Origin of the sequence: Chitinophaga cymbidii (assembly GCF_007992715.1) — a bacterium.
Classification (GTDB): domain Bacteria; phylum Bacteroidota; class Bacteroidia; order Chitinophagales; family Chitinophagaceae; genus Chitinophaga; species Chitinophaga cymbidii.
Window position 1 is genome coordinate 809,177 of sequence record NZ_BKAU01000002.1, and the last position, 20,828, is coordinate 830,004.

Sequence of the window (20,828 nt, forward strand, 5' to 3'; positions counted from 1 at the left end):
GTCATTACAACAACGTTTTTAACTCTTCAGAGCTGATCATTTTTTCCGGATGAAATTTTTCCGATTCCATATACCGCAAAATACTCGCATAAAGCTGGCGCGCTTCCGGCTGGCCGGAGATGGCGCGGAGGTTGGCCATACAAACGAGCAGGCTGCCCCTGCCCACTTTGAACTCGAATATCATTCCGAGCTTATGGTTTCTGTCGATGTTATCGACCACCTGCACGATAGGGCGGTAGTCCTTATCCGTTTTATCGAGGATCAGGGGGCGGGTATTTTTGGTGATAGACCACCATTGCCAGTTGGTATGGAAGTCTGTAGGAAAGCTGGAAAACAGCGGATGTTTGGGATTGGTGAGAATGCCGAGCGTGCCGGCGGACACCGGCCTTTTGCTTCTTTCCGCGCCATTTTTGAAAACGAGCCAGTTCCAGAATTCGGAGATGAACTGCGGCGATACTGATTTGCTTTTCACAGCATCGTGATCGGGGAACAGCAGCACTTTACCGCCTTTGTTCAATGTTTCAATAGTATTATCATCGAGTGCGGTAGCGATCTTTACGGATGAGGAAACAGTATCTGCATTCGCGGGATAGACCCATAGCGGATATTCCGCGGAGTAGCCGGTGCCGGGCATTTTCAGTTGCACCAGCAGTTTTGTGGACCGGGGGATGCCTTGCAGCGGGAACAGGACATTGCCTTTTCCGGCAGATAATTCCTGCTTCGTTGAGGCGTTGATGATATGCCAGCTGATGTGTTTGTCTGTAAGTTGCTGTGGACTGTAGTTTATGAGCTGCACGTCCGCCGTGAAGGTTTCGTTGTTCGTCCATGTGTATTTGTCCATCAGCAGTTGCAGGACCACATCGTTGTTGAAACGGCGGAATGCCTCGGGAGCGATCAATCCCTTGCTTTCCATAAAAACGTTGAGCAAGCCCACCAGCGCGGTGCCCTGTCCCGGGAAATCCTGCAGGTCCAGCAGCTGGAACCCCGCCATTCCGGGTGTTCTGAACACCATTTCTATTTCTTCGCGGTACAGCAGCGCCGTCAGTTTCCCGGAGGCTTTCATGAAATCCATCGCCTGATCTCCCATACCGGCATCCTGCAAGCGCTTTCTGAATATTTCAAAGTTCAGCGGGCGTAGTACGCCGGTATATTGGGGAATTTCGCTGTAATCGGGATATACCTGGTATTGCCCGGTTTCGTGGCCGATGACGGGCAGTTGCACGCCTTTCAGGGCGGATGAAAAATTGCGGCGGGTGGAGGGGGGCATGGTGTTGAGAATGCCGTTGCTGCTGTCTTCCGTGGTAGCAAAAGAGCCTCTTACATCATACTCCCTGCCGGGTGTTTCTTTCCCTGTGCGCATGGTCACCCAGAAATCGTCGGTGGCGCCGGGCTTCGGATCTGCGAAGAAGGCGTTGGTGCCGATTGCGTACAACGGCCGCCCGTCATGCGCGCGTAGGTCGCGTACCATTTTCTCGTGGATTGGTCTTTCGCCTTCCAGCTCGTTGCCGAGCGTGAACATCACAAAAGAAGGATGGTTGCCGTAGGCGTCCAGGATCGCTTTGCCTTCGCGGAACTGGAAACCGGTGTGGAAAGTGTCTTTGCTGGTGAAGCTGGCCCAGTTCGGCAGCTCGCATTGGATATAGATGCCTTCGTGGTCGGCGGCTTCAAAAGCGGCCTCCGGTGGCGTGTACGAATGAAAACGGTAATGATTGATGCCGTATGTTTTGGCGATCCGGTACAGTCGGCGCCATGCGGCGGTGTCTGTGGACGGGTATCCTGTCAACGGAAAAATGCATCCGTCATTTTTTCCGCGGAGGAAGGTGATAGTATTGTTGATGGTGAATCGGGTGCCGGAGGGTTTAAACTCCCGCAGGCCGCAGGAGGCGGACCGGCTGTCGATGATACGTTTTTTGTTCAGCAGATCAATTTTCAGTTCGTAAACTACCGGCGTGTATTCGCTCCACAACTGCGCTTTGTTGCCAAGTGGACAAACAAGCTGCAACACCGTATCACGGCTTTTGAGCTGAACGTTCAACCGGACTGACCGTTGCAGCGCAGGAACCTGTAAGGCGACCGTTATTTTTTGGGTGGATGGATGATGGTTTTTTAAATGAAGCTGCACATGGGCAGTTTTGTTTGTAACATCCGGTGTGATGCGTATCCCGGCTATTTGCAGGGGATTCGCCGCTTCGAGGTACATTTTCCCGATGATGCCGTTCCAGTTGGTTTGCGTATGCTCGCTCAATGCATGGGAGCCACCGACGGACACCAGCTTCGGGGAGTTGTCCACCATCACCGTGATTCTGTGTTTGCCGGGTGTCAGCTTTTCACCGAGGTCATAGGTTTGCGGGGCGGAAAGCAATGTGCTTCGCCCGATGTGCTGATCGTCGATCCATACCTGCGTTACTTTCGTCCGTTCGAGGAACAGCTTGGTACGCTTGCCCGCCCAGGATGCGGGGATGTTTACTTCCTGCTGATACCATGCGGCGCCAATGTATTTGAATGTCTGGTTCAGGCCGGATGTAGAAGGTTGCTGTACAAATACGCCTTTTTTATTTTCTTCCAGCGAGCCGGGTAGTTGCACGGTTTCCGAAAAGCTGCTGTCCTGCCAGTTATGTAAAAGTCCTTTCCCCGCGCTATCCAGCCGGAGGCTCCAGGCGCCGGCCAATGATAGTTGTTCTCTTTGCGCGGCCGCCTGCAGGCAAACGAACAGACAACCGATGATCAATCTTGTTTTCATTTTCTAACGATGGTTGTTCCGTCCGCCGGTAAGGTCAGACGGAATGTTTCATGACCGGTCTTTATATTCACGGTAATGCCCTTATGTGTAGGGTCGCTCGCATACAGCATGCCATCTTTCAGCATCACAAGGCAGGGCTGGTCCGCTTCTACATATCCTTTTACGGCGCCGGCTGCATAAAAAGCGATCATCAGCGCACCGTCATCAAACCGTACGGCCTGGCAATCCCGGTCATTCCGCAATACCTTCCAGGCCGGATGATCGGCAAGCGCCGCAGCCTGTGCCGGTGTTTCGCATAATGCCAACGCATATCCGGTGGCGGGCCGGTCGTGGATCATGACGGGTGTAAATATCTTTTCTGTTAATTGCTGCGGAGTTTCGGAGGCGTTGATGGTCGTCCAGTTGCCGGTCACCTTTTCCAGGCGGATGTTGAAAGAAACCGGTTGCAGCGGGATGTAGGCAAATCCCGCGTGATGTATCCATTTCAGGTGCAGGAAAGCATGCCTGCCGGCTTTCAGCACATTGCCGGGGCGGTTGACCGTTACATCGCCCTGCCAGCGGCACTGGTCAAGCGCCGTCCATGCGTCTTTCCCTTGCAGGTCCGCGATCAGGGCGATCACCACATCATGATGACAAGCCCAGAACTTGCGGGAGGAAAGTGTTTGTGTTGCGGTTGAGTCTTTCAGCACATAATCCATCGCCGACAAGCCGGACCGTTCATCCCCCGCACTTCCCACAAACGGTTTCCGCTCAATCTGGTGCGCGCCTTTGAACATCGTTACGCCGGGCAGGGCCGTCCAGTCCCACAACGGCAACAAGTCCGTGTATTCGTTACCGTTCCTGATCAGGTATGCGTCGCCGCTGTGCAACAGCTTGCCTTTGAGGTTTTCCTTGTTGATGGATTCCGTTGTATACGTTCGTGCGGAAATTGTTTTCAGGAAAAAGCTGAATCCGGGGCGGTGGAAAGCGGCGAAATCGGAATACGGATAATAACGGAAGCCGGTCAGCTGCGCTTTTCCGTTCTCCACTTTTTCCATCTCCCGGAAGGCGGCTGCTTTATCCGGCCGCAATTCCATCATGAAGGGAATGAGCGTGCGCAGGTCCGCGCTTTTCAGCTCGCCTTTCCGCGAAGCGGAGCGGTCCATCGTTCCGGGCACGGTATATATTCCTCTTGCCATCCACTGCCAGCCTTTCAGCACGAAATCGGCCAGTACATCCAGTTGCGGATCGGGGAATGCCCACGCCGTTCCCCGGCATTGCCACGCGATCCGCATGCTTTCCGTGACGAAGGCTTTACCATATTGATACATCTGTAAACGCTTGCCATGCTGGTGAAAGCTGTAATCCGGCTGCACGCCTTCCCCGGTGGTGATGGCGATCTCTTTCACCATCCAGTCGCGGCAGCGTTTGATCAGTGCTTCATCGCCGGTCAATGCACCGTAGTGCATGCCCAGGTCCGCGCACCAGATCAGGTTGCCTCCAACGAAATCTTCGCGGATGAGGAATTGATCCAGTATTTCGAGGGACAGCCGCAGGCGGTCGGGGGAAAGCTGATCGCGGAGCAGCAGGATGATATCGCGCATCTGCCTGGGCACACCTATTTCGTTGTGCCACCAGTTTGCACTTTGGTAGCGGTGTTGCAGCCAGTGGTCCAGCGCGCTGTTGATCTGCCGCCACAACTTTTGATCGTGATAGGAGGGTGATGCGGGATGGGCCCAGTCCAGCGCCATTTGCCGGATTCTGACGAGGTGGCTGGAGATTTTCCATCCGGCCAGGTCTTTATTTTCGTAGTTGATGTCCGGCCACTGCCCGTTGGCATTGAGCGTGGCGGCCCAACTCGTTTCAAGCAGCGGTTCCGTGCGGAGCAGGTAGGCCTTGTAGCGGTTCAGCAGGGTGTCCGCCTGGCCGTGCGCGGAGAGCAGCAGGAAGAACTGTAAACATAAAAGCGTTGCGATCCTCATCCGTCCGTTTATTTTTTAAGCGCGCGATACCGCATCAGTGCTTCGGTGTAATAATAATCCGCGTAGCTGAGCGGTACGTCCACTTCCACGTTCCCTGGCACGCCGCCGGAGCTGTGCATCAACAGGAAGCCGCCGTTTTCACCTACCTTTGCGCTGTATCGCGGGGAGGATAAGGATTGCAGCATGGCTTCGGCGGTATTGAGATATTCTTTGCCTTTTTTACCACCTACGTACCCGGACAGCTCGATGAGCGCCGAAGCAGTGATGGCCGCGGCGGATGCGTCGCGCGGCACAGGGTTGTAGCGCGCCGGATCGAAGTTCCACAAAGGCGTATACCCGGGCTGACCCACGTTGAAATCCCAATAAGGTATTTTGTCCGCCGGCAGGTTCGGATGATGGATGAAGAAGTCGGCCATCTTCTGCGCTACCCGCAGGTATTTTTTATCTTTTGTTTCGCGGTAAACCATCGTGAAACCGTAGATGCCCCAGGCTTGCCCGCGCGACCAGGCAGAATTGTCGGAGAAGCCTTGCTGGGTTTCCTTGCTGAGGGGCTTGCCGGTTTCTGGATCATAGTTCACCACGTGATAGCAGCTATAATCCGGCCGCAGGTGGTTTTTTATCGTTGTATTGGCGTGTGTGACGGCGATGTTTTTGAAGGAAGGGTCGCCGGTGACGCGCGAAGCGAAGAAAAGCAGTTCGAGGTTCATCATATTGTCGATGATCACCGGGAATTCGAGCATCCTTTTGCCGTCCAGCGATTTCACGCGGTCCCATGACTTGATGCATGCGGTTTTGGGGTAGAACCTGGTGGCGAGGGACTTTGCCGACTGTACCAGGATGTCTTTTGTATGTTCGTCGGGCTTCAGCCGGTAAGCATTCCCGAAGCTGCAATACATCATGAAGCCCAGGTCGTGGTTCGCTGTAACGGTCTGTAGTTTCTCCATGATCGCGAGTTTCTTCGCCGCTTCATTCCAGAGCGCGGTGTCGCCGGAAAATTCGTACAGGTACAGCAGCGTACCGGGATAGAAACCGCTGATCCAGCCGTAGGGGCTCGTGGAAAGCAGCTGTCCTTTTTCATACGTCCTCGGCAGCTGATCCGGCGGAACATGCTGCATCAGATATTTATATTGCTGCACAGATTGCTGTAAATGCTGGTCCGTATTCAACCATCCTGCCAAAAAAAGAAACAGGGAAACAATACCTTTCATATATCGCTATTTTTATTTTATGCCGACAGGATAACCGGTTACATGATAGCCGCCGGGCGACATGATCTCGAACGCAAAGCGCTTTTGCATATCATCCAGTTCTATCGTTATTTTTTCTCCGGGTTGCATCACCGGAAATGTTTTCGTGGCCGCTGCGCCATTCGTTGTTTTCCAGCTGATCTGGTAATTTCTCAATGTGTAGGACGGCAGGCTGTTTTTGTTTGTCAGCGTGACCTTTATCCGCGTATCTGAAATTTTCTCTACCAGCGTGATCTCCACTGGTGAGGCCAGTTGTTTGTACACGTAATAGGAGGGCTTTTTGTTAAAGTACAGGTCCGTGATGCCGTGAATGCGCGCTTTCAGGTTGGCCGCGCCGTCTTCGCCGCGCTGTGTGCGGTAATCGTTCAGGCTGAAATAAATACAGCCGACGATGTAATCGCGTTTCGCCCATTCGCCGTAGTGGTAGATCATGTCTCGCACGCGGCTGAGGTCCCCGCCGGGGAAACGCGGCTCGCAGAGGCCGTTTTCGGTGATGAGGAGGGGGCGGTCGCCAAGGAAGCTTTCAATTGTTTTAAAGTATTCCGGCAGCTCGTGCATATCGTTGCCGAACCAGGTGCCGATGTATTCGTTCCAGGTAGGGAGGTCGCCGATCAGAGATTCGTCTTTCTCTTTTCGTTTGAATGTTTCGTTGGACACTACGTTGGCCATGCGGGTATCGTCCAGCGAGCGCACGTGTGCTTTCAGTTCATGGTACTGTTCGCTGTCTGTGCTGAAAACTTCGTTGCTGATGCCCCAGGCGAAGATGCAGGGATGGTTGTAATCCCGTTCGATCATTTCCGTCAGCTGCTGTTTTGCGGTTGCTTTCAGTTCCGGCGTGAGCTTTCCGGGTTGTTGCCACCAGGGGATCTCTTCCTGTACGAGGATGCCTTTTTCGTCCATCATATCGAGCAGGTGCTCATCGATCTGCCAGTGAAAGCGGGTGATCACCACGTTGAGGTCTTTCATCATGTTCACCACGGAATCCATTACCCATGCGGGTTCCGCGCTGCCATAGTCCGGGTGGCTGGAAGGCATGTATTCAATGCCGGGCAGGCGCACCGGCTCGTTGTTGACGAGTAGTTTCTTTCCGTCCAGCACAATTTTCCGGAAGCCGGTTTGCGTTGTTTGCTGGTCGCCGGAGGTTTTCACTTCTACCTGGTAGAGGAAGGGATCGGAAAAATGCCAGAGATGTATTTTTTTCAGGTCGATGGAAGTATTAAAAACATCCCCCTGTTTGCGCAGGCTGCGCTTTTCGGAGAAGACGGCCTTGCCGGATTTCTTTTCGCGGATAGTGATGTGGAAATCCGTTTTCGTTACTTTTTCTTCCCAGAGGCGGATGGCGATCTTTGTGCGGGCGGAGGTGTCGGTGAAGTTGATCTCCGGCGTGACGTGAATGTAGCGGAGGGAGGGTTTGCCGGAAACGATCAGGTCCACATCGCGTATGATGCCGCCGTCGTTGGGCCAGTCGAAAACCCTTTTCCAGGGCAGGTTCTGTTCGGAATAGGCGTTGTTGACGGAAACGACCAGCGTGTTTTCCTGGCCGTAGCGGATCTTGTCGGATATATCGGTGTAGAAAGTGGTGTACCCCGAGTGGTGGTGTTCTCCGGCTTTCTGGCCGTTGAGGTATATCACGGCGTCGTGATATACGGCGGCGAACCTGATCCTGACGTGCTTGTCTTTCCAGTCCGCTTCGGCATGGAATTTCTTTTCGTACCAGGCGAGGCCAGCATAATCCTCATATCCTTTCATGACGTTCCAGGTGTGCGGCACGGTTACTTCCACGGCTTTGGCGTTGAGGCCGGACTGCCAGCCGGATGGCGCCCCGGAGCTTTGTGGGTCCGGGGAGAAGCGCCATTGGCCGTTGAGGGAAATCTGGTGCCGGGGGTTTGTTTGCCCGGCAACCTGTGTGCTTATCAACAGTAGAAGTATTGTGATTGCTTTTATGTTCATATGGTATCAGTTCATTATTTCGTCAGCATATAGTAAAAGAAGGGCAGATAGTTTCCGCGTGGCAGTATGTAACAGGAAAAAGTTTTCCCGTATCTGGAACGTGGATATCCTTCATACGTGGGAATTTTTTGTTGAAGAATGCTTGAATGTGCAATATTAATGCAGGGGGGATAGGGTTAAAATGGAAATTCTTGTGGAACTGATGGATAATATTATGATCGCTGACAATGCGGTCGTGAGAGTAGACCTGCCAGGAATGGCAGGTCCGGTCGAAAAAAGAATGCTATTATATAATGTCCAGGATAACGTACTTGTTTTAAACCTGCCAGGAATGGCAGGTTTGTTGTTGTGATCTCTAAGGGTTTAAGTACTACACTTGATTAAAGAAAATTATCGGGGCAACAAACATTCCCCTCTCTGGGATAACGAACATATGTTTCCGTCAGGGCAAACACCCGGCACTTCGGAACCAAACAAATGTTTCGCTCCGGGTCAACAAACTGCAATGCCTGGCTACTCGCTCGCTTCTGGCCAATATTTCCTGACACTCCGCCACTCGCTCGCTTTAACCAACTTCCCGAATACTCCGCCACTCGCTCGCTTTAACCAACTTCCCGAATACTCCGCTACTCGCTCGCTTTAACCAACATCCCCAACACTTCGCCACCCACTCCCTCCAGGTCAACAAACAGGAACCCGCCAGGAATAGCAAGTCCGTTGGGAATGAAATGAAAGTTTGTTACCCAAAATTTCGTTAGTTATCAAAAGTGAAGGTCCTGCCAGGAATAGCTGGTCCTTTTTCTAAAGCGATTACCCTGCAGGATACAGTCGCATTGTGCTGAATTCCTCAGTTTAACCAAAATGCCCACAAAAAAATTGGCCGTATTGATTTAAATATTATCATTTTGCTTGTTACAAAATTATCACCGGCCCATCGGATCACCTGAAAAAAACAGCGAGATTATATCGGTCCGACGATAGAATTTCTTCGTTTTACAAACATTTTTTCATCCATCTACATAAAAACGGATTTTTATATTTTCAAACCCGTCACCGGCAAGGGCCCTCATTATCAAAATATTCCGGAATCCCCGCAAAGCTTTACTAACAGAATGTTTCATCTACCCTGAAAAATCTCATACCTTTACATTTCCCAGCGTATATACATTGCGTACAGCACGTAGAAATTAGCTGGCTAAATCATTCATTATGGCAACTTCGATCACTTGTCCGAATTGCAAGCATCCATTCGTTATGGAAGAAGCGTTCGCGGCCGATATAGAAAAGGAAATGCGCGGCAAAATGGAAGCCGAATGGAGAAAGAGAATGGAAACCCTGCAGGCGGAAAAGAATGAAATGGCCCAGCTGCGGCAGCAGGTGGCCGCTGAAAAACAACAGGTGTTGCAGGAACGCCAGCGGCAGGACGAAGAGCTGGACCGCCGCCTGCAGCAGGAGAAAGCCAGGCTGCAGGAAAGCCTGACCGACAATATCCGCAAGGACGTAACGGCGGATTTCGAGAACCGCATCCGCCTGCTGCAGGACGCGCAGCGGGAAAATGAAGAGAAGCTCCGGGCCGCGCGGCAGCAGGAGCTGGACTTCCTCCGCAAGGCGCAGGAGCTGGCCAACCGCGAGCAGGAACTGGAAATAGACCTGCAGAAACGGATGCTCCAGGAACGTAACCAGCTGATGGAACAGATCCGCCGGGAAGAGGCGGAACGCACCTCCGTGCGGGAAACCGAATACCAGCTGCGCCAGAAAGAACTGGAAAAGCAGCTGGAAGACCAGCGCAAGCTCGCGGAAGAGATGCGCCGCAAAGCGGAACAGGGTTCCATGCAGCTGCAGGGCGAAGTACAGGAACTGGCCCTCGAAGAAATGCTGCGCAGCACATTCCCCTTCGATGCCATCTCCGAAGTGGGCAAAGGCATACGGGGAGCGGACTGCATTCAAACCGTGCGCAACCAGTTCGGGCAGGAATGCGGCAAGATCATTTATGAAAGCAAACGCACAAAAGATTTTTCGAAGGACTGGATCGAAAAGCTGAAGGCGGACATGCGCAGCCAGGGCGCGGAGGTGGCCATCCTCGTTACGCAGGCCATGCCGCGGGACATGGAGCGGTTCGGGGAACGCGACGGTGTTTGGGTCTGCACTTTTTCAGAAGTAAAGAGCCTCGCCTATGTGCTGCGGGACGCCGTGCTGAAAGTCTTCAATTCCGCCAAAAGCCAGGAGAATAAAGGAGATAAAATGCACCTCCTCTATCATTACCTCACCAGCAGCGAATTTGCAGAACAGTGGAGCGCCATCCGTGAAGGCTTCCGCGCCATGAAAACATCCATCCAGCGCGAACGCGAAGCAATGGAAAAGTTGTGGAAAGCCCGGGAGAAACAGCTTGAAAAAGTATTGCTCAACGCCGCCCACATCAAGGGCTCCATCGAAGGCATCGCCGGTAATGATTCGGTAGATCTTCAATTACTGGATGATGCCGCGGAAGCATTGCTGTCCCCGCCACCCAACGGGAAACCCGATCCAGATGACATTTAACAAAATTTTTCTATATAAATCCTTGCAAGGTTAAATCTGCCAGTATATATTTATAGATATGAAAGACCGCACCTATCAATCTATCATTTTTGATCTCGGAGCTGTGCTTGTTGACTGGAATCCGCGTTATCTCTACAATAAAGTATTCGCTACGCCGGAAGAAACAGAACATTTCCTGGAACACGTCTGCACATCAGACTGGAATGAAGAGCAGGACGCAGGCCGCAGCCTGGCGGAAGGAACGGAGCTGCTGGTGCAGCAGCATCCCGCCTTTGAAGCGCAGATCAGGGCATTTTATGGCCGCTGGAAAGAGATGCTGGGCGGGCCTATCGCGGCAACCGTAACCCTGCTGGAACAATTGAAGGCATCCGGAAAATACAAGCTGTATGCCCTCACCAACTGGTCCAACGAAACATTCCCGATCGCACTGATGGAATATGACTGGCTGCAGTGGTTCGACGGGATCGTGGTATCCGGAAAGGAAAAGCTCCGCAAACCTTATCCTGATTTCTACCAGCTGCTGCTCGACCGTTATGCGATCGATAAGGACAGTACCATTTTCATCGATGACAATATCCGGAATGTGAAAGCCGCGGAAGAAATGGGCATCGAAACCATCCATTTTCAAACATCCGCGCAGCTGGAAGAAGAACTGCTGCAACGCGGAATATTGAATTGATACGATTCATTTTTCATATTCAGATTCGAGAATATATACTTAAAAATCCCCATGCAAAACCGCCACTACGGCGGTTTTGCTTTTAACATTTCTTTATGCTGATTTTAACGTTTTTGCTGTAAACCGGCAGTAACATTCCCGTGTCTATTCCGTTGAATATTAGAACGGCCGATATAATGACGGTGTGGTGCGAAATTTGGAGGAAGTAAGGAAGACCGCATTGCCGGCCACGTTATTACCCCGTATATAAAATTCAAATGCATATGAAAAGGACAGGATTGTTGTTAAGTATGATTGCCGTTGGCGCCCTGTTGATCAGCAGCTGCAGGAAGGACCCGCTCAACGACATGACAGCGGAAGAATCCCGCATCTATGTCACCAACTATGATGAGCAGGTTGATTTTTCTTCTTATAAAACATTCAGCATCGTGGATTCCGTAGCGGTGATCAGCAACCGCGACGCCACAAAGGAATTGACGCAATATGATGCAAAACTGCTGGCCAGCATCAAAGCCAACCTTACCGCAAATGGATATGCGGAAGTGGACAGAAATGCTGACCCGGACCTCGCGGTGAATGTTTCCCGTATCAATACCACCAGCACTTCCATCGGGTATGCACCCGGTTATTGGTCCGGATGGCCCGGTTACTGGGACCCCGGATACTGGGGATACCCCGGTTGGAATTATTACTTCCCGCCGTATTATTCCGTATTCCAGTATAATGAAAAGTCGGTTGCGATAGATATGCTGGACCTGAAAACGGCGAAAGACGATAACCAGCTCACAGCGGTGTGGAACGCCATGCTGCGCGGTACCGGCGTATGGAACAGCGACAATATCGATACGATGGTCAAAGCCGTTTTCGATCAGAGCGCTTATCTGAAAACATCCGCCAACTGATTGGTCAAAGTTAAAAATGAATGAAGATGAAAAGTATTAAAGTAATGATATTGATACTGGCCGGCACGCTCGGCGTACATACCGCTTTTGCGCAAAGCCGCCCGCCCGTATCCTTCCAGCTGAATTATTCGATCACGCAGCCTTTCGGCTCATTGAGCGACTATGCCGAGGGAACCAGCTTCCGCGGATGGAACGCCGGTTTCCAGTATTCGCTGAACGACCGGCTCAGCCTGGGTGTGAAAGCAGGCTTTGCCGATTTTTATGAAAGAGTGCCACGCGCTGTTTATCCCGGTAAGGGAGAAGATATCTCCGCGGTGCAGACGCGCACCCTGCAAACGATCCCCATCCTCGCGGCCGCGCAGTACAACTTCGCCGCGCCTGAAGCAAGGGTGATCCCTTATGCGGGGCTGGGCATTGGCGTGGCGAGCATGAGCTATGAGAAATACTGGGGCGAATTTGTGGAAAAGCGTAACAAGTGGGCATTCCAGGTAAGCCCCGAACTGGGCGTGAATGTGCCCTTCGGGAAGTATTCACCGGTGATGTTCAATGCCAATGTGCAGTACAACTACGCTGCCTACAAATTCCAGGAGATCAGCAATTTTAACACCTTACAGGCGAATATAGGATTGAAGTTCCATATCCAGTAAACCATTGAACGTAACACTTACAGGCGGGTATGGAGCTGAATTTCCATACCAGGTAAACCATTAAAAACGGAACAAGTGCGAATGGCGGGGCCGGCTGAAAATGCCGGCCTCATTTGTTTTGCGGGAAGAAACCGGGAGAATATTTTTCACTGATGCGGCCGTTCGTTTCCTTGTAAATGTAGTAAACCTCCAGGCCCAGTTTTGCATGTTCTTCCACAAACTGTAAACCTTTTTCCACCCCCAGCAGGATCAGCGCATTGTCGTATGCATCAGCGGTAATAGCGTCCGGCGCGGTGACGGTAACGGCAATGATGTTGTTGTGAAGGGCTTCGCCAGTGCGCGGGTCGATGGTATGCGCGAACCTTGTGCCGCCTTCATCGAAGAAACGGCGGTAGTTGCCGCTGGTAGCAATGGCGCGGTCCTTCAAACGGAGGATGGCCTGTACCGGTTCGCCGGTGCTGTCTGCTGCCGGCGGGCGTTCAATACCCACGCTCCAGGGCTGGCCCTGCACGTTCAGGCCGGAAGCGACCAGCTCCCCGCCAACGTCTACCAGGAAATTCCGGATGCCGCGTGATTGCAGGAAACGGCCGAGCACGTCGGACGTGAAGCCTTGTGCAATACCGTTACAATCTATTTCCACTCCTTCTTTTTTCTTGATAAGATATTTTGCGCGCAGCGTGAGGTGCTGATAACCCACCACGCGCATCGTGCGCCTGATCGCTTCCGGGGAAGGGCGGCCGTTGTTGTGCCGTATGACGCCGAATCCCCAAAGGTCCACCAACGGCTTTACGGTAATATCGAACAGGCCGTTGGTGAGCTTGCTCACTTCCTGCGCTTTTTTTACTACCGTGCGCATATGATCGTCCATCACCACTTTCGGGCCTTTGTTGAAACGGTTGATGAGGGAATTGGGTATGTAGAGGGACATGGAGCGGTCGATATCCCGGAAGATATCCTCTACGTCCGCCTGCAGGGAAACCGGTTGGCCGGTGGAAATGTACTTGATGATGTAGTAGGTGCCCTGCGCTTTGCCCTGGAGGGTGACAAGCTGTTGCGCGGAGGCGGTGACAGAAATGCACAGGATCATGCAGGATAAAAGCCCTTTCATATCCGCAAAATAATAAAACGATCAGGAAAATGCACGCCTTGCGGGATGTGCTTCCTGCGTAAGCGGAAACATCAGGAAAATGCATTTAGCCCGGTAATATCCATCCCCGTAATGAGCAGGTGCACTTCATGTGTACCTTCGTAGGTGATCACGCTTTCGAGGTTCATCATGTGCCGCATGATGGGGTATTCGCCGGAAATTCCCATGGCGCCGAGTATCTGCCGTGCTTCCCGCGCGATGTGCAGGGCCGTTTCACAGGCGTTGCGTTTAGCCATGGATATCTGTTCCGCGGTGGCCTTGCCTTCGTTGCGCAGCACGCCGAGCCGCCAGTTCATCAGCTGGGCCTTGGTGATCTCCGTGATCATCTCCGCGAGCTTTTTCTGTATCAGCTGGAATCCCGCAATGGGCCGGTCGAATTGCACGCGCTCTTTCGCATACCGTAGTGCCGTATCGTAACAGTCCATCGCCGCGCCGATGGCGCCCCAGGCGATGCCGTACCGGGCGGATGACAGGCAGGAGAGCGGCGCTTTCAGTCCACGTGCGCCGGGCAGTATATTGGTTTTGGGAATGCGTACATTGTCCAGCACCAGCTCGCCCGTTGCGCTGGCGCGCAGGCTCCACTTGCCTTTGGTTTCCGGGGTGGAGAAACCCTCCATGCCGCGCTCCACGATCACCCCGCGGATCTTCCCTTCCGGATCTTTGGCCCACACCAGCGCAATATCCGCGAAAGGCGCGTTGGATATCCACATCTTGGCGCCGTTCAGTAAAATATCATCGCCATCTTCTTCAAAGTAAGTCAGCAACCCCGCAGGATTGGAACCGAAGTCCGGCTCCGTGAGCCCAAAACAACCCATTATTTCACCTGTTGCCATCCTGGGCAGGAAGCGGCGTTTTTGTTCGTCGCTGCCAAAAGTATAGATCGGATGCATCACCAGCGACCCCTGTACGGACGCGGTGGAGCGTATGCCACTGTCCCCGCGCTCCAGCTCCTGCATCATCAGGCCGTAAGCAAGATAATCCAGCCCGCCGCCGCCCGCTTCCGCGGGAATGGTAGGCCCGAAGCAGCCCAGCGCGCCGAGGCCTTTGAGGATGTGGGAGGGGAAGACCGCCCGCTGGCAGTGGTCGTCAATGATCGGGGAGATCTCGCTTTTCACCCATTGCCGCACTGCTTCACGGACCATCTTGTGCTCTGCCGTCAACAGTTCATCTATCAAAAAATAATCGGGCGATTGAAACAGGTCCTGCTGCATGGAAAAGATTTTTGTTGCTAAGTACCACAATATCAGAACCTAATTTACGGAATTAGCGTAAAGTTGCTACCTTGTGCCTGCAAATCTGCGTTTATGGCTAAACTGTTGCCTGTACTACTACTGGCGGTGTTCCTGACATTTGTGATCGCCACCTTCTCTCCAAAAAATTTTCCGAATGCTGCCGCTCCGGCCGCCGCAGCGGATTCCATCCCTGCCACCGAAATCAAACAATACTGGATGGTTTTCCTGAAAAAAGGCCCCTACCGGGGAGAGGATACGGTGGCGGAAGCGATGATCCGGAAAAAGCACATCCGCAATGTACAACGCCTCGCATCGCAGGGTAAAATGGTGCTGGCCGGCCCGTTTGGCGGGGACGGGGAGCTGCAGGGTATTTTTATTATGGATTGTAAGGACAGTGCGGAAGTGGCCGAGCTGGTGAAGAACGATACGGCGGTGATGACCGGCCGGCTGGATTTTGAGATCGAGCCGTGGTGGACGACGAAGAACTGTTTGTTCCAATAAAAAAGGAAGCCTTGCAGCTTCCTCTTGCTATCTTACAAAATTCTTTCTACAGATATCCCGCCATTTCCTGCTGATATTGCAGGGCAGCATTACGCGCATCCTCCGCAAAATTCTCATCATTCCCCGCATATATCACGGCGCGGCTGGCATTCACCAGCAATCCCACATCCTTGTTCATCCCTTTTTCCGTGATCGCCTGCAGGCTGCCGCCCTGTGCGCCCACGCCGGGCACCAGGAAGAAATGGTCCGGCACCAGCTGACGGATGGCCGCTACGGAATCCGCCTGTGTGGCGCCCACCACGAACATCATGTTCTCCGGCGTGCCCCAGGCCGCGGTGGTCTTCAATACTTTTTCATACAGGTATTCATCGCCCGTCTTTTGCAGCTGGAAGTCCTGCGCGCCCGCATTGGAAGTCAATCCCAGCACGATCGCCCATTTTTCAGAAAAGCCCAGGAAAGGCTCCACGCTGTCACGCCCCATGTAAGGCGCCACGGTCACGGAATCAAATCCGTAGGTTTCGAAGAACGTTTTGGCATAATAAGTGGATGTATTGCCGATGTCGCCGCGCTTGGCGTCCGCGATCGTGAAGATGTCTTTCGGAATATACTCCACCGTACGCTGAAGGCTCTCCCAACCCCGTATGCCCTGGCATTCATAAAAAGCCGTGTTGATCTTGTAGGCCACGCAAAGGTCCTTCGTGGCGTCAATGATCGCTTTGTTGAAAGCAAAGATCGGGTCGGGATGGGATAGAAGATGTTTGGGGATTTTGTGAATATCCGTGTCGAGCCCTATACATAGATAAGATTTCCGCTCCCGGATAAGATGCACCAATTCCTGTCTGTTCATAGTTTGATTGTCAATTCACGGCGAATTTCCGGCATTTTTATCAAAACCTGATTTTGATTTTCGGAATTAAGTTCTTAATTTTTCCCTCACCACGATTATAGAAAAACAGTGTCCCAATGAAAAATTACATCTTTATCCTGCTATTCCTAGGTACACAAGCCCTCTTTTTGCAATCGAATGCACAGGAGGGCGGGTTGCCGGCGTTAGGAGTAGCCACTTCGTTTGACAACGATAGTTTACTGGCTGCGGCGGGCTTCGACTACATCGAAGAATCGGCCCGCAAGCTGCTGGCGCCTTCCGTGGAAGAAACCACGTACCGGAAGCAACTGAAAAAAATACAGGGAATGAAACTGGATGTTCCTTCCTGTAATCTCTTTTTGCCGGGCAGCATCCGGCTGACGGGACCGGAGGCCAACGAAAAAGTGATCCTCGGGTTTGTGGACTCCCTCATGCAGCGCGCGCAGGAAGCAGGCGTGAAGATCATCGTATTCGGCAGCTCGGGGTCCCGCAGGCTGCTGGATGGACAAGATCCCGCGCAGGCGAAGAAAGAGCTGATCGCCATCTCGCGGAAAATGGCGGAAGTGGCGAAACGGTACGACCGCATCATCGCCATCGAAAACCTGAACAGCACGGAAGACAATTTCATCAACCGCCTGTCCATCGTAACAGAGATCGTGAAAGCGGTAGATCATCCCAATTTCCGGATCACGGCGGACATCTATCATATGAAAATGGAGAATGAAAGTCCGGACGCCATCATTGAAGCAGCGCCATACCTCGTGCATTGCCACATCGCCGAAAAGCAGGGGCGCACCGCGCCGGGAAAAACGCAAGATGACTTCGTACCCTACCTGAAAGCCCTGAAGAAAGTGGGCTACAAAGGGCGCATCACCATCGAATGTAGGTGGACAAGCCTGAAAGACGAGTGCAGGTCCGCGCATGATTACCTGCAGCGGCAGCTGGTCACCGCTTACAACATCAAATAACTAAAATAAAAACATACTAAAAATGACAGACAAAAAGAACCGCCGCGAATTCCTGAAATTATCCATGATGGGAGGCGCGGGCATTGCGCTCAGTGCAATGGGAATGCCTGCAAGCAGCTATGGCCGCATCATTGGGGCGAACGATCGTGTGAATGTTGGTGTAGTGGGTTTTTCCGATCGCTTCAGACAGGCATTGATGCCCTGCTTTCTCAACCACAAGGATAAGCTGAACTTCGATATCGTGGCGGTATCTGATATCTGGAACCGCCGCCGCGAAGAAGGGCAGAAAACCCTCTCGAAAAAAATGGGGCATTCCGTGAAGGCCTGCGTCAATAACGATGAACTGTACCGTATCAAAGACCTGGACGCGGTGATGATCGCTACGGCCGACTTCCAGCATGCTTTCCATACCATTGAAGCGGTGAAGAACAAAAAGGATGTGTATTGCGAAAAGCCTTTCGCGGAAACGATGGAAGACGCGCGCAACGCGCTCAAAGCGGTGAAGGAATCCGGCAAGGTGTTCCAGGTGGGTACGCAACGCCGCAGCGGCGCTACCTATCATGAGGCCGCCAAATTCGTACAGGCCGGCAAGTTCGGTCCCATTACGATGGTGGAGATGACCTGGAATGTAAACCAGCCGGGACGCTGGCGCAGGCCGGAACTGGTGAAGGACATCCGGGAGTCTGATGTGGACTGGAACCGCTTCCTCTGCAGCCGTCCGAAAGATAACTGGGACCCGCGCAAATATCTTGAATACCGCCTCTTCTGGCCTTATTCCTCCGGCATCTTCGGCCAGTGGATGACGCACCAGATCGATACCGTGCACTGGTTCTCCGGCCTGAAGCATCCGCGCAGCGCCGTCGCCAACGGCGGCATCTACCAGTGGAAAGACGGCCGCACCAATGCGGACACGCTGACCGCAGTATTCGATTACGGTCCGTCCAACGACCCGTCCACCGGCTTCCAGGTAGTGTACAGCTCCCGCTTCCATAACTCCGCGGGCGGCACCAAAGAACTGTACTTCTCCAACGGCGGCATGATAGACATGAGCACCAACAAAATTTCTCCCACCGGCGGCCTGCGCGAAAATGAAGCAAAGGCCATGGGCATGAAGGCCAACCTGCTCCCGAGCATGGACCTTTCCGCCGAAGCCGCGAAAGTAGAAACCAGCGCCAATACCGGCGGCGACGAAACAACGGACGCGCATGTACGTAACTGGATGGAATGTGTGCGCAAACAGGATGTGAAAACGAACGCGCCGATAGAAGCGGCTTACTCGCACTCCATTGCGCTGATCATGGGCACCGCCGCATACCGCTCTGGTATGAAAGCCACCTTTGATGAAGAGAAGCAGGACGTGATGGTAGGGGGCAAGGTGTTTACACTGTAGAAAGACTGACTATTATAAACGAAGCAGCCTGGCCGTTACAGTACGGTCAGGCTTTCGTTTTTGTAGGACGACATGAGCGGATGCTCCGGCGAAAGTTCAGTCACCAGGTAATCCACCTGGTTCAGGTCGCATATTTTAAGCCGCCGGCTGCTGTTGAGCTTTTCGCTGATGCACAGCACCGCCGTTTTCCTCGCCGAACGCACAATGGCTTTCTTTACCTGTACAATTTCCCAGTCCACGTCCGTCAGCCCGTCTTCCACAGAAAAGCCGTTGGCGCCGAGCAGGCAGAGATCGGCGCGGATCTCGGACAGCTGGTTGATCACGCTGGAGCCCGTGTGGAGGTTGGCATTCTTGCAGAGCTTGCCGCCGATGGTGATCACCTCCAGGTTGCTTTTTTCTGATAGCATGATGGCTACCTGCGGGCTGATGGTAAAGAAAGTAACGGTCACATGATCGGGAATGGCTCTTGCAAATTCCAGCATGGTGGTGCCGCCTTCCGTTAACACGACCATATCTTTTTTGATCAGCGATAATGTTTTTCCGGCGATCAGCTGCTTGGATTCCTGCGCGTACACCGTGCTGTCTTTCATGAACGGCGTAGCGAGGGATTTGCTGATGGCGCCGCCATGTACTTTGATAACCTGCCCTTCCTCCACCAGTTCTTTCAGATCGCGGCGCACGGTATCCTCGGAAACGCCCATCAATGCGCTGAGGTCGTTGGATAATACTTTGTTATGCAGGTTGATTTCCCGCATGATCAGCTTGTGGCGTTCTTCTTTAATCATATCAGGTTGCTTTAAATCATTTCGGGGGATGCAGTTTTGCGGTTTTATGCGTTTTTGTATTGAAAGCTGTATAAACCCGCATAATTACCCCGGTGCGAAATTAAGCTTTTGTTACCATTTTCCAATAATGATGAAATAATGCCAGTTTTATGAAATAAATATCAATAACTACGAGAATATCGTATCGAAATAAGCCTTTTGAATCATAAATGTTATTTTATTTAATGTGTTTATTTGCGGATTTTTTTTGAAAAAAAGCGCATTGAAATTTGCTTTTTGCGTTTTTATGCTTTTATATTTGTTCACATAACAGCAAGATTTAGCAAAATACGCAACTGTCAGATCAACCTTTTCAACCAGCAATAAACACATCACAATGGGTTTTCTCAACACCAGCCTTGTACGCAGGATCTCAACATTCTCTATGTGCGCCTTTCTGCTGTTAGGAACTACAAGCGCCTGCACAAAGGGCACCTCCGGTGAACAGGAGGAACCGCCGCCCGCGGAACAGCCAACGCTCCGGATCATGTCTTACAATATTCACTGGGCCACCGGCACCGACGGCATCCTCAGCCTGCCGAGGATCGCGGAAGTGATCAAAGGCAGCAAGGCGGACGTAGTGGTGTTGAACGAAGTGGACCGCCACTATGATCCCCGCAGTCAGTATGAAGACCAGCTGCAATACCTGGCGGATGAACTGAAGATGCAATACCTGTTTCAGAAAACTACCTGGAAAGCGGCCATACCTGCTTCCGGTAACAAGCCCCGCGAGTTCGGCCATGCCATCCTGAGCAAATATCCGCTGGAGCAATTGAATGCACGGATCTACGACGCCTACAGCACGCACTATCACGGTTTGCTCGAAGCCAAAGTAACGGTGAATGAAAAGCCGTTCCTGTTTTACATCACGCACCTGGACACGGACCCCGCCAGCCTGTCGTCACAAGCCACACAGCTGCGGCAATGGATGGCGGAGCGCACCGGTACCAAAATACTTTGCGGAGATATGAACGCAGTGCCGGAGAACCCGGCGATTACGCACATCAGCGAAGGCATGAAAGATGCATTTGCCGGTAAGCAGAACGCTTTCACTTTTAAATCGAACAATCCTACCATCCGCATCGATTACATTTTAGGCAGCGGGGACCTGAGCTTTTCCAACAGCAAAGTGATCAATTCCCTGGCTTCCGATCATTTTCCAATTGTAACAGACATCATTCTAAAATAAGCAGGCATCCTTTTATTGTTCAGAAAATTAAACCTTCGGGAATATGCA

The 20,828-nt window shown here is 52.4% G+C and carries 16 protein-coding genes; 8 read left to right on the forward strand and 8 right to left on the reverse strand.

The window, feature by feature from the left end:
* Positions 1 to 4 precede the first annotated feature (4 nt).
* The 4 genes from CCY01nite_RS14475 to CCY01nite_RS14490 are packed head-to-tail and all read right to left on the reverse strand — an operon-like array spanning position 5 to position 7,865.
* Positions 5 to 2,740, reverse strand: a complete 2,736-nt coding sequence (locus CCY01nite_RS14475; protein WP_146862912.1) for a DUF8487 domain-containing protein — start codon at positions 2,738 to 2,740, stop codon at positions 5 to 7.
* On the reverse strand, positions 2,737 to 4,701 hold the full coding sequence (locus CCY01nite_RS14480) for a polysaccharide lyase family 8 super-sandwich domain-containing protein (protein ID WP_146862915.1): 1,965 nt from the start codon (positions 4,699 to 4,701) through the stop codon (positions 2,737 to 2,739). Before CCY01nite_RS14480 ends, CCY01nite_RS14475 begins: the two co-directional genes overlap by 4 nt.
* 8 nt (positions 4,702 to 4,709) lie before the next feature.
* The gene (locus tag CCY01nite_RS14485) at positions 4,710 to 5,909 is read right to left on the reverse strand and encodes a glycoside hydrolase family 88 protein (RefSeq protein WP_146862918.1); all 1,200 of its coding nucleotides are present in this window, start codon (positions 5,907 to 5,909) and stop codon (positions 4,710 to 4,712) included.
* Positions 5,910 to 5,921: 12 nt separating this feature from the next.
* Positions 5,922 to 7,865, reverse strand: a complete 1,944-nt coding sequence (locus tag CCY01nite_RS14490) for a glycoside hydrolase family 2 protein (protein ID WP_186831060.1) — start codon at positions 7,863 to 7,865, stop codon at positions 5,922 to 5,924.
* A gap of 1,242 nt (positions 7,866 to 9,107) precedes the next feature.
* Between CCY01nite_RS14490 and CCY01nite_RS14495 the strand changes: the two genes are divergently transcribed.
* The 4 genes from CCY01nite_RS14495 to CCY01nite_RS14510 all read left to right on the forward strand — a co-directional run bounded on the left by CCY01nite_RS14495 (position 9,108) and on the right by CCY01nite_RS14510 (position 12,664).
* Complete coding sequence (locus tag CCY01nite_RS14495) at positions 9,108 to 10,436, forward strand: DUF2130 domain-containing protein (RefSeq protein ID WP_146862924.1); 1,329 nt, start codon at positions 9,108 to 9,110, stop codon at positions 10,434 to 10,436.
* 58 nt (positions 10,437 to 10,494) lie between these two features.
* Positions 10,495 to 11,115, forward strand: coding sequence for an HAD family hydrolase (locus CCY01nite_RS14500; RefSeq protein ID WP_146862927.1), 621 nt, complete (start codon positions 10,495 to 10,497; stop codon positions 11,113 to 11,115).
* A gap of 263 nt (positions 11,116 to 11,378) precedes the next feature.
* Positions 11,379 to 12,017 (forward strand): DUF4136 domain-containing protein, encoded by a 639-nt coding sequence (locus CCY01nite_RS14505; RefSeq protein ID WP_186831061.1) that lies wholly within the window; start codon positions 11,379 to 11,381, stop codon positions 12,015 to 12,017.
* Between the two features lie 26 nt (positions 12,018 to 12,043).
* Positions 12,044 to 12,664, forward strand: coding sequence for an outer membrane beta-barrel protein (locus CCY01nite_RS14510; RefSeq protein WP_186831062.1), 621 nt, complete (start codon positions 12,044 to 12,046; stop codon positions 12,662 to 12,664).
* Positions 12,665 to 12,773: 109 nt separating this feature from the next.
* On the opposite strand, the gene CCY01nite_RS14515 is transcribed toward CCY01nite_RS14510, so the two are convergent.
* On the reverse strand, positions 12,774 to 13,772 hold the full coding sequence (locus CCY01nite_RS14515) for an FAD:protein FMN transferase (protein ID WP_146862936.1): 999 nt from the start codon (positions 13,770 to 13,772) through the stop codon (positions 12,774 to 12,776).
* Between the two features lie 71 nt (positions 13,773 to 13,843).
* On the reverse strand, positions 13,844 to 15,022 hold the full coding sequence (locus tag CCY01nite_RS14520) for an acyl-CoA dehydrogenase family protein (RefSeq protein WP_146862939.1): 1,179 nt from the start codon (positions 15,020 to 15,022) through the stop codon (positions 13,844 to 13,846).
* 93 nt (positions 15,023 to 15,115) lie between these two features.
* Here CCY01nite_RS14520 and CCY01nite_RS14525 point away from each other — a divergent pair, with 93 nt between their 5' ends.
* Positions 15,116 to 15,544 carry a YciI family protein gene (locus CCY01nite_RS14525; RefSeq protein WP_146862942.1) on the forward strand — a complete coding sequence of 143 codons (429 nt, stop codon included), beginning with the start codon at positions 15,116 to 15,118 and terminating at the stop codon, positions 15,542 to 15,544.
* Positions 15,545 to 15,590: 46 nt separating this feature from the next.
* Here CCY01nite_RS14525 and pyrF read toward each other — a convergent pair whose 3' ends face one another.
* Positions 15,591 to 16,391 carry an orotidine-5'-phosphate decarboxylase gene (gene pyrF / locus CCY01nite_RS14530; RefSeq protein ID WP_146862945.1) on the reverse strand — a complete coding sequence of 267 codons (801 nt, stop codon included), beginning with the start codon at positions 16,389 to 16,391 and terminating at the stop codon, positions 15,591 to 15,593.
* Positions 16,392 to 16,507: 116 nt separating this feature from the next.
* Between pyrF and CCY01nite_RS14535 the strand changes: the two genes are divergently transcribed.
* Both CCY01nite_RS14535 and CCY01nite_RS14540 read left to right on the forward strand, forming a co-directional pair.
* Positions 16,508 to 17,377: a sugar phosphate isomerase/epimerase family protein gene (locus tag CCY01nite_RS14535; RefSeq protein ID WP_146862948.1), complete on the forward strand. Its 870-nt coding sequence runs from the start codon at positions 16,508 to 16,510 to the stop codon at positions 17,375 to 17,377.
* 22 nt (positions 17,378 to 17,399) lie between these two features.
* Positions 17,400 to 18,767, forward strand: coding sequence for a Gfo/Idh/MocA family protein (locus tag CCY01nite_RS14540; protein WP_146862951.1), 1,368 nt, complete (start codon positions 17,400 to 17,402; stop codon positions 18,765 to 18,767).
* Positions 18,768 to 18,802: 35 nt separating this feature from the next.
* Here the strand turns inward: CCY01nite_RS14540 and CCY01nite_RS14545 are convergent, their stop codons facing one another.
* Entirely contained in the window at positions 18,803 to 19,552 is a 750-nt protein-coding gene (locus CCY01nite_RS14545) for a DeoR/GlpR family DNA-binding transcription regulator (protein ID WP_146862954.1), read from the reverse strand.
* Between the two features lie 376 nt (positions 19,553 to 19,928).
* Here CCY01nite_RS14545 and CCY01nite_RS14550 point away from each other — a divergent pair, with 376 nt between their 5' ends.
* Positions 19,929 to 20,780, forward strand: a complete 852-nt coding sequence (locus tag CCY01nite_RS14550; RefSeq protein ID WP_146862957.1) for an endonuclease/exonuclease/phosphatase family protein — start codon at positions 19,929 to 19,931, stop codon at positions 20,778 to 20,780.
* The last annotated feature ends 48 nt before the right edge of the window (positions 20,781 to 20,828 follow it).

What these genes read in the sequence shown, in the direction of transcription:
- CCY01nite_RS14475 (WP_146862912.1), bottom strand. Translation starts at nt 2,740, where the DNA reads ATGAAAACAAGATTGATCATCGGTTGTCTGTTCGTTTGCCTGCAGGCG.
- CCY01nite_RS14480 (WP_146862915.1), bottom strand. Translation starts at nt 4,701, where the DNA reads ATGAGGATCGCAACGCTTTTATGTTTACAGTTCTTCCTGCTGCTCTCC.
- CCY01nite_RS14485 (WP_146862918.1), bottom strand. Translation starts at nt 5,909, where the DNA reads ATGAAAGGTATTGTTTCCCTGTTTCTTTTTTTGGCAGGATGGTTGAAT.
- CCY01nite_RS14495 (WP_146862924.1), top strand. Translation starts at nt 9,108, where the DNA reads ATGGCAACTTCGATCACTTGTCCGAATTGCAAGCATCCATTCGTTATG.
- CCY01nite_RS14500 (WP_146862927.1), top strand. Translation starts at nt 10,495, where the DNA reads ATGAAAGACCGCACCTATCAATCTATCATTTTTGATCTCGGAGCTGTG.
- CCY01nite_RS14505 (WP_186831061.1), top strand. Translation starts at nt 11,379, where the DNA reads ATGAAAAGGACAGGATTGTTGTTAAGTATGATTGCCGTTGGCGCCCTG.
- CCY01nite_RS14510 (WP_186831062.1), top strand. Translation starts at nt 12,044, where the DNA reads ATGAAAAGTATTAAAGTAATGATATTGATACTGGCCGGCACGCTCGGC.
- CCY01nite_RS14515 (WP_146862936.1), bottom strand. Translation starts at nt 13,772, where the DNA reads ATGAAAGGGCTTTTATCCTGCATGATCCTGTGCATTTCTGTCACCGCC.
- CCY01nite_RS14520 (WP_146862939.1), bottom strand. Translation starts at nt 15,022, where the DNA reads ATGCAGCAGGACCTGTTTCAATCGCCCGATTATTTTTTGATAGATGAA.
- CCY01nite_RS14525 (WP_146862942.1), top strand. Translation starts at nt 15,116, where the DNA reads ATGGCTAAACTGTTGCCTGTACTACTACTGGCGGTGTTCCTGACATTT.
- pyrF (WP_146862945.1), bottom strand. Translation starts at nt 16,391, where the DNA reads ATGAACAGACAGGAATTGGTGCATCTTATCCGGGAGCGGAAATCTTAT.
- CCY01nite_RS14535 (WP_146862948.1), top strand. Translation starts at nt 16,508, where the DNA reads ATGAAAAATTACATCTTTATCCTGCTATTCCTAGGTACACAAGCCCTC.
- CCY01nite_RS14540 (WP_146862951.1), top strand. Translation starts at nt 17,400, where the DNA reads ATGACAGACAAAAAGAACCGCCGCGAATTCCTGAAATTATCCATGATG.
- CCY01nite_RS14545 (WP_146862954.1), bottom strand. Translation starts at nt 19,552, where the DNA reads ATGATTAAAGAAGAACGCCACAAGCTGATCATGCGGGAAATCAACCTG.
- CCY01nite_RS14550 (WP_146862957.1), top strand. Translation starts at nt 19,929, where the DNA reads ATGGGTTTTCTCAACACCAGCCTTGTACGCAGGATCTCAACATTCTCT.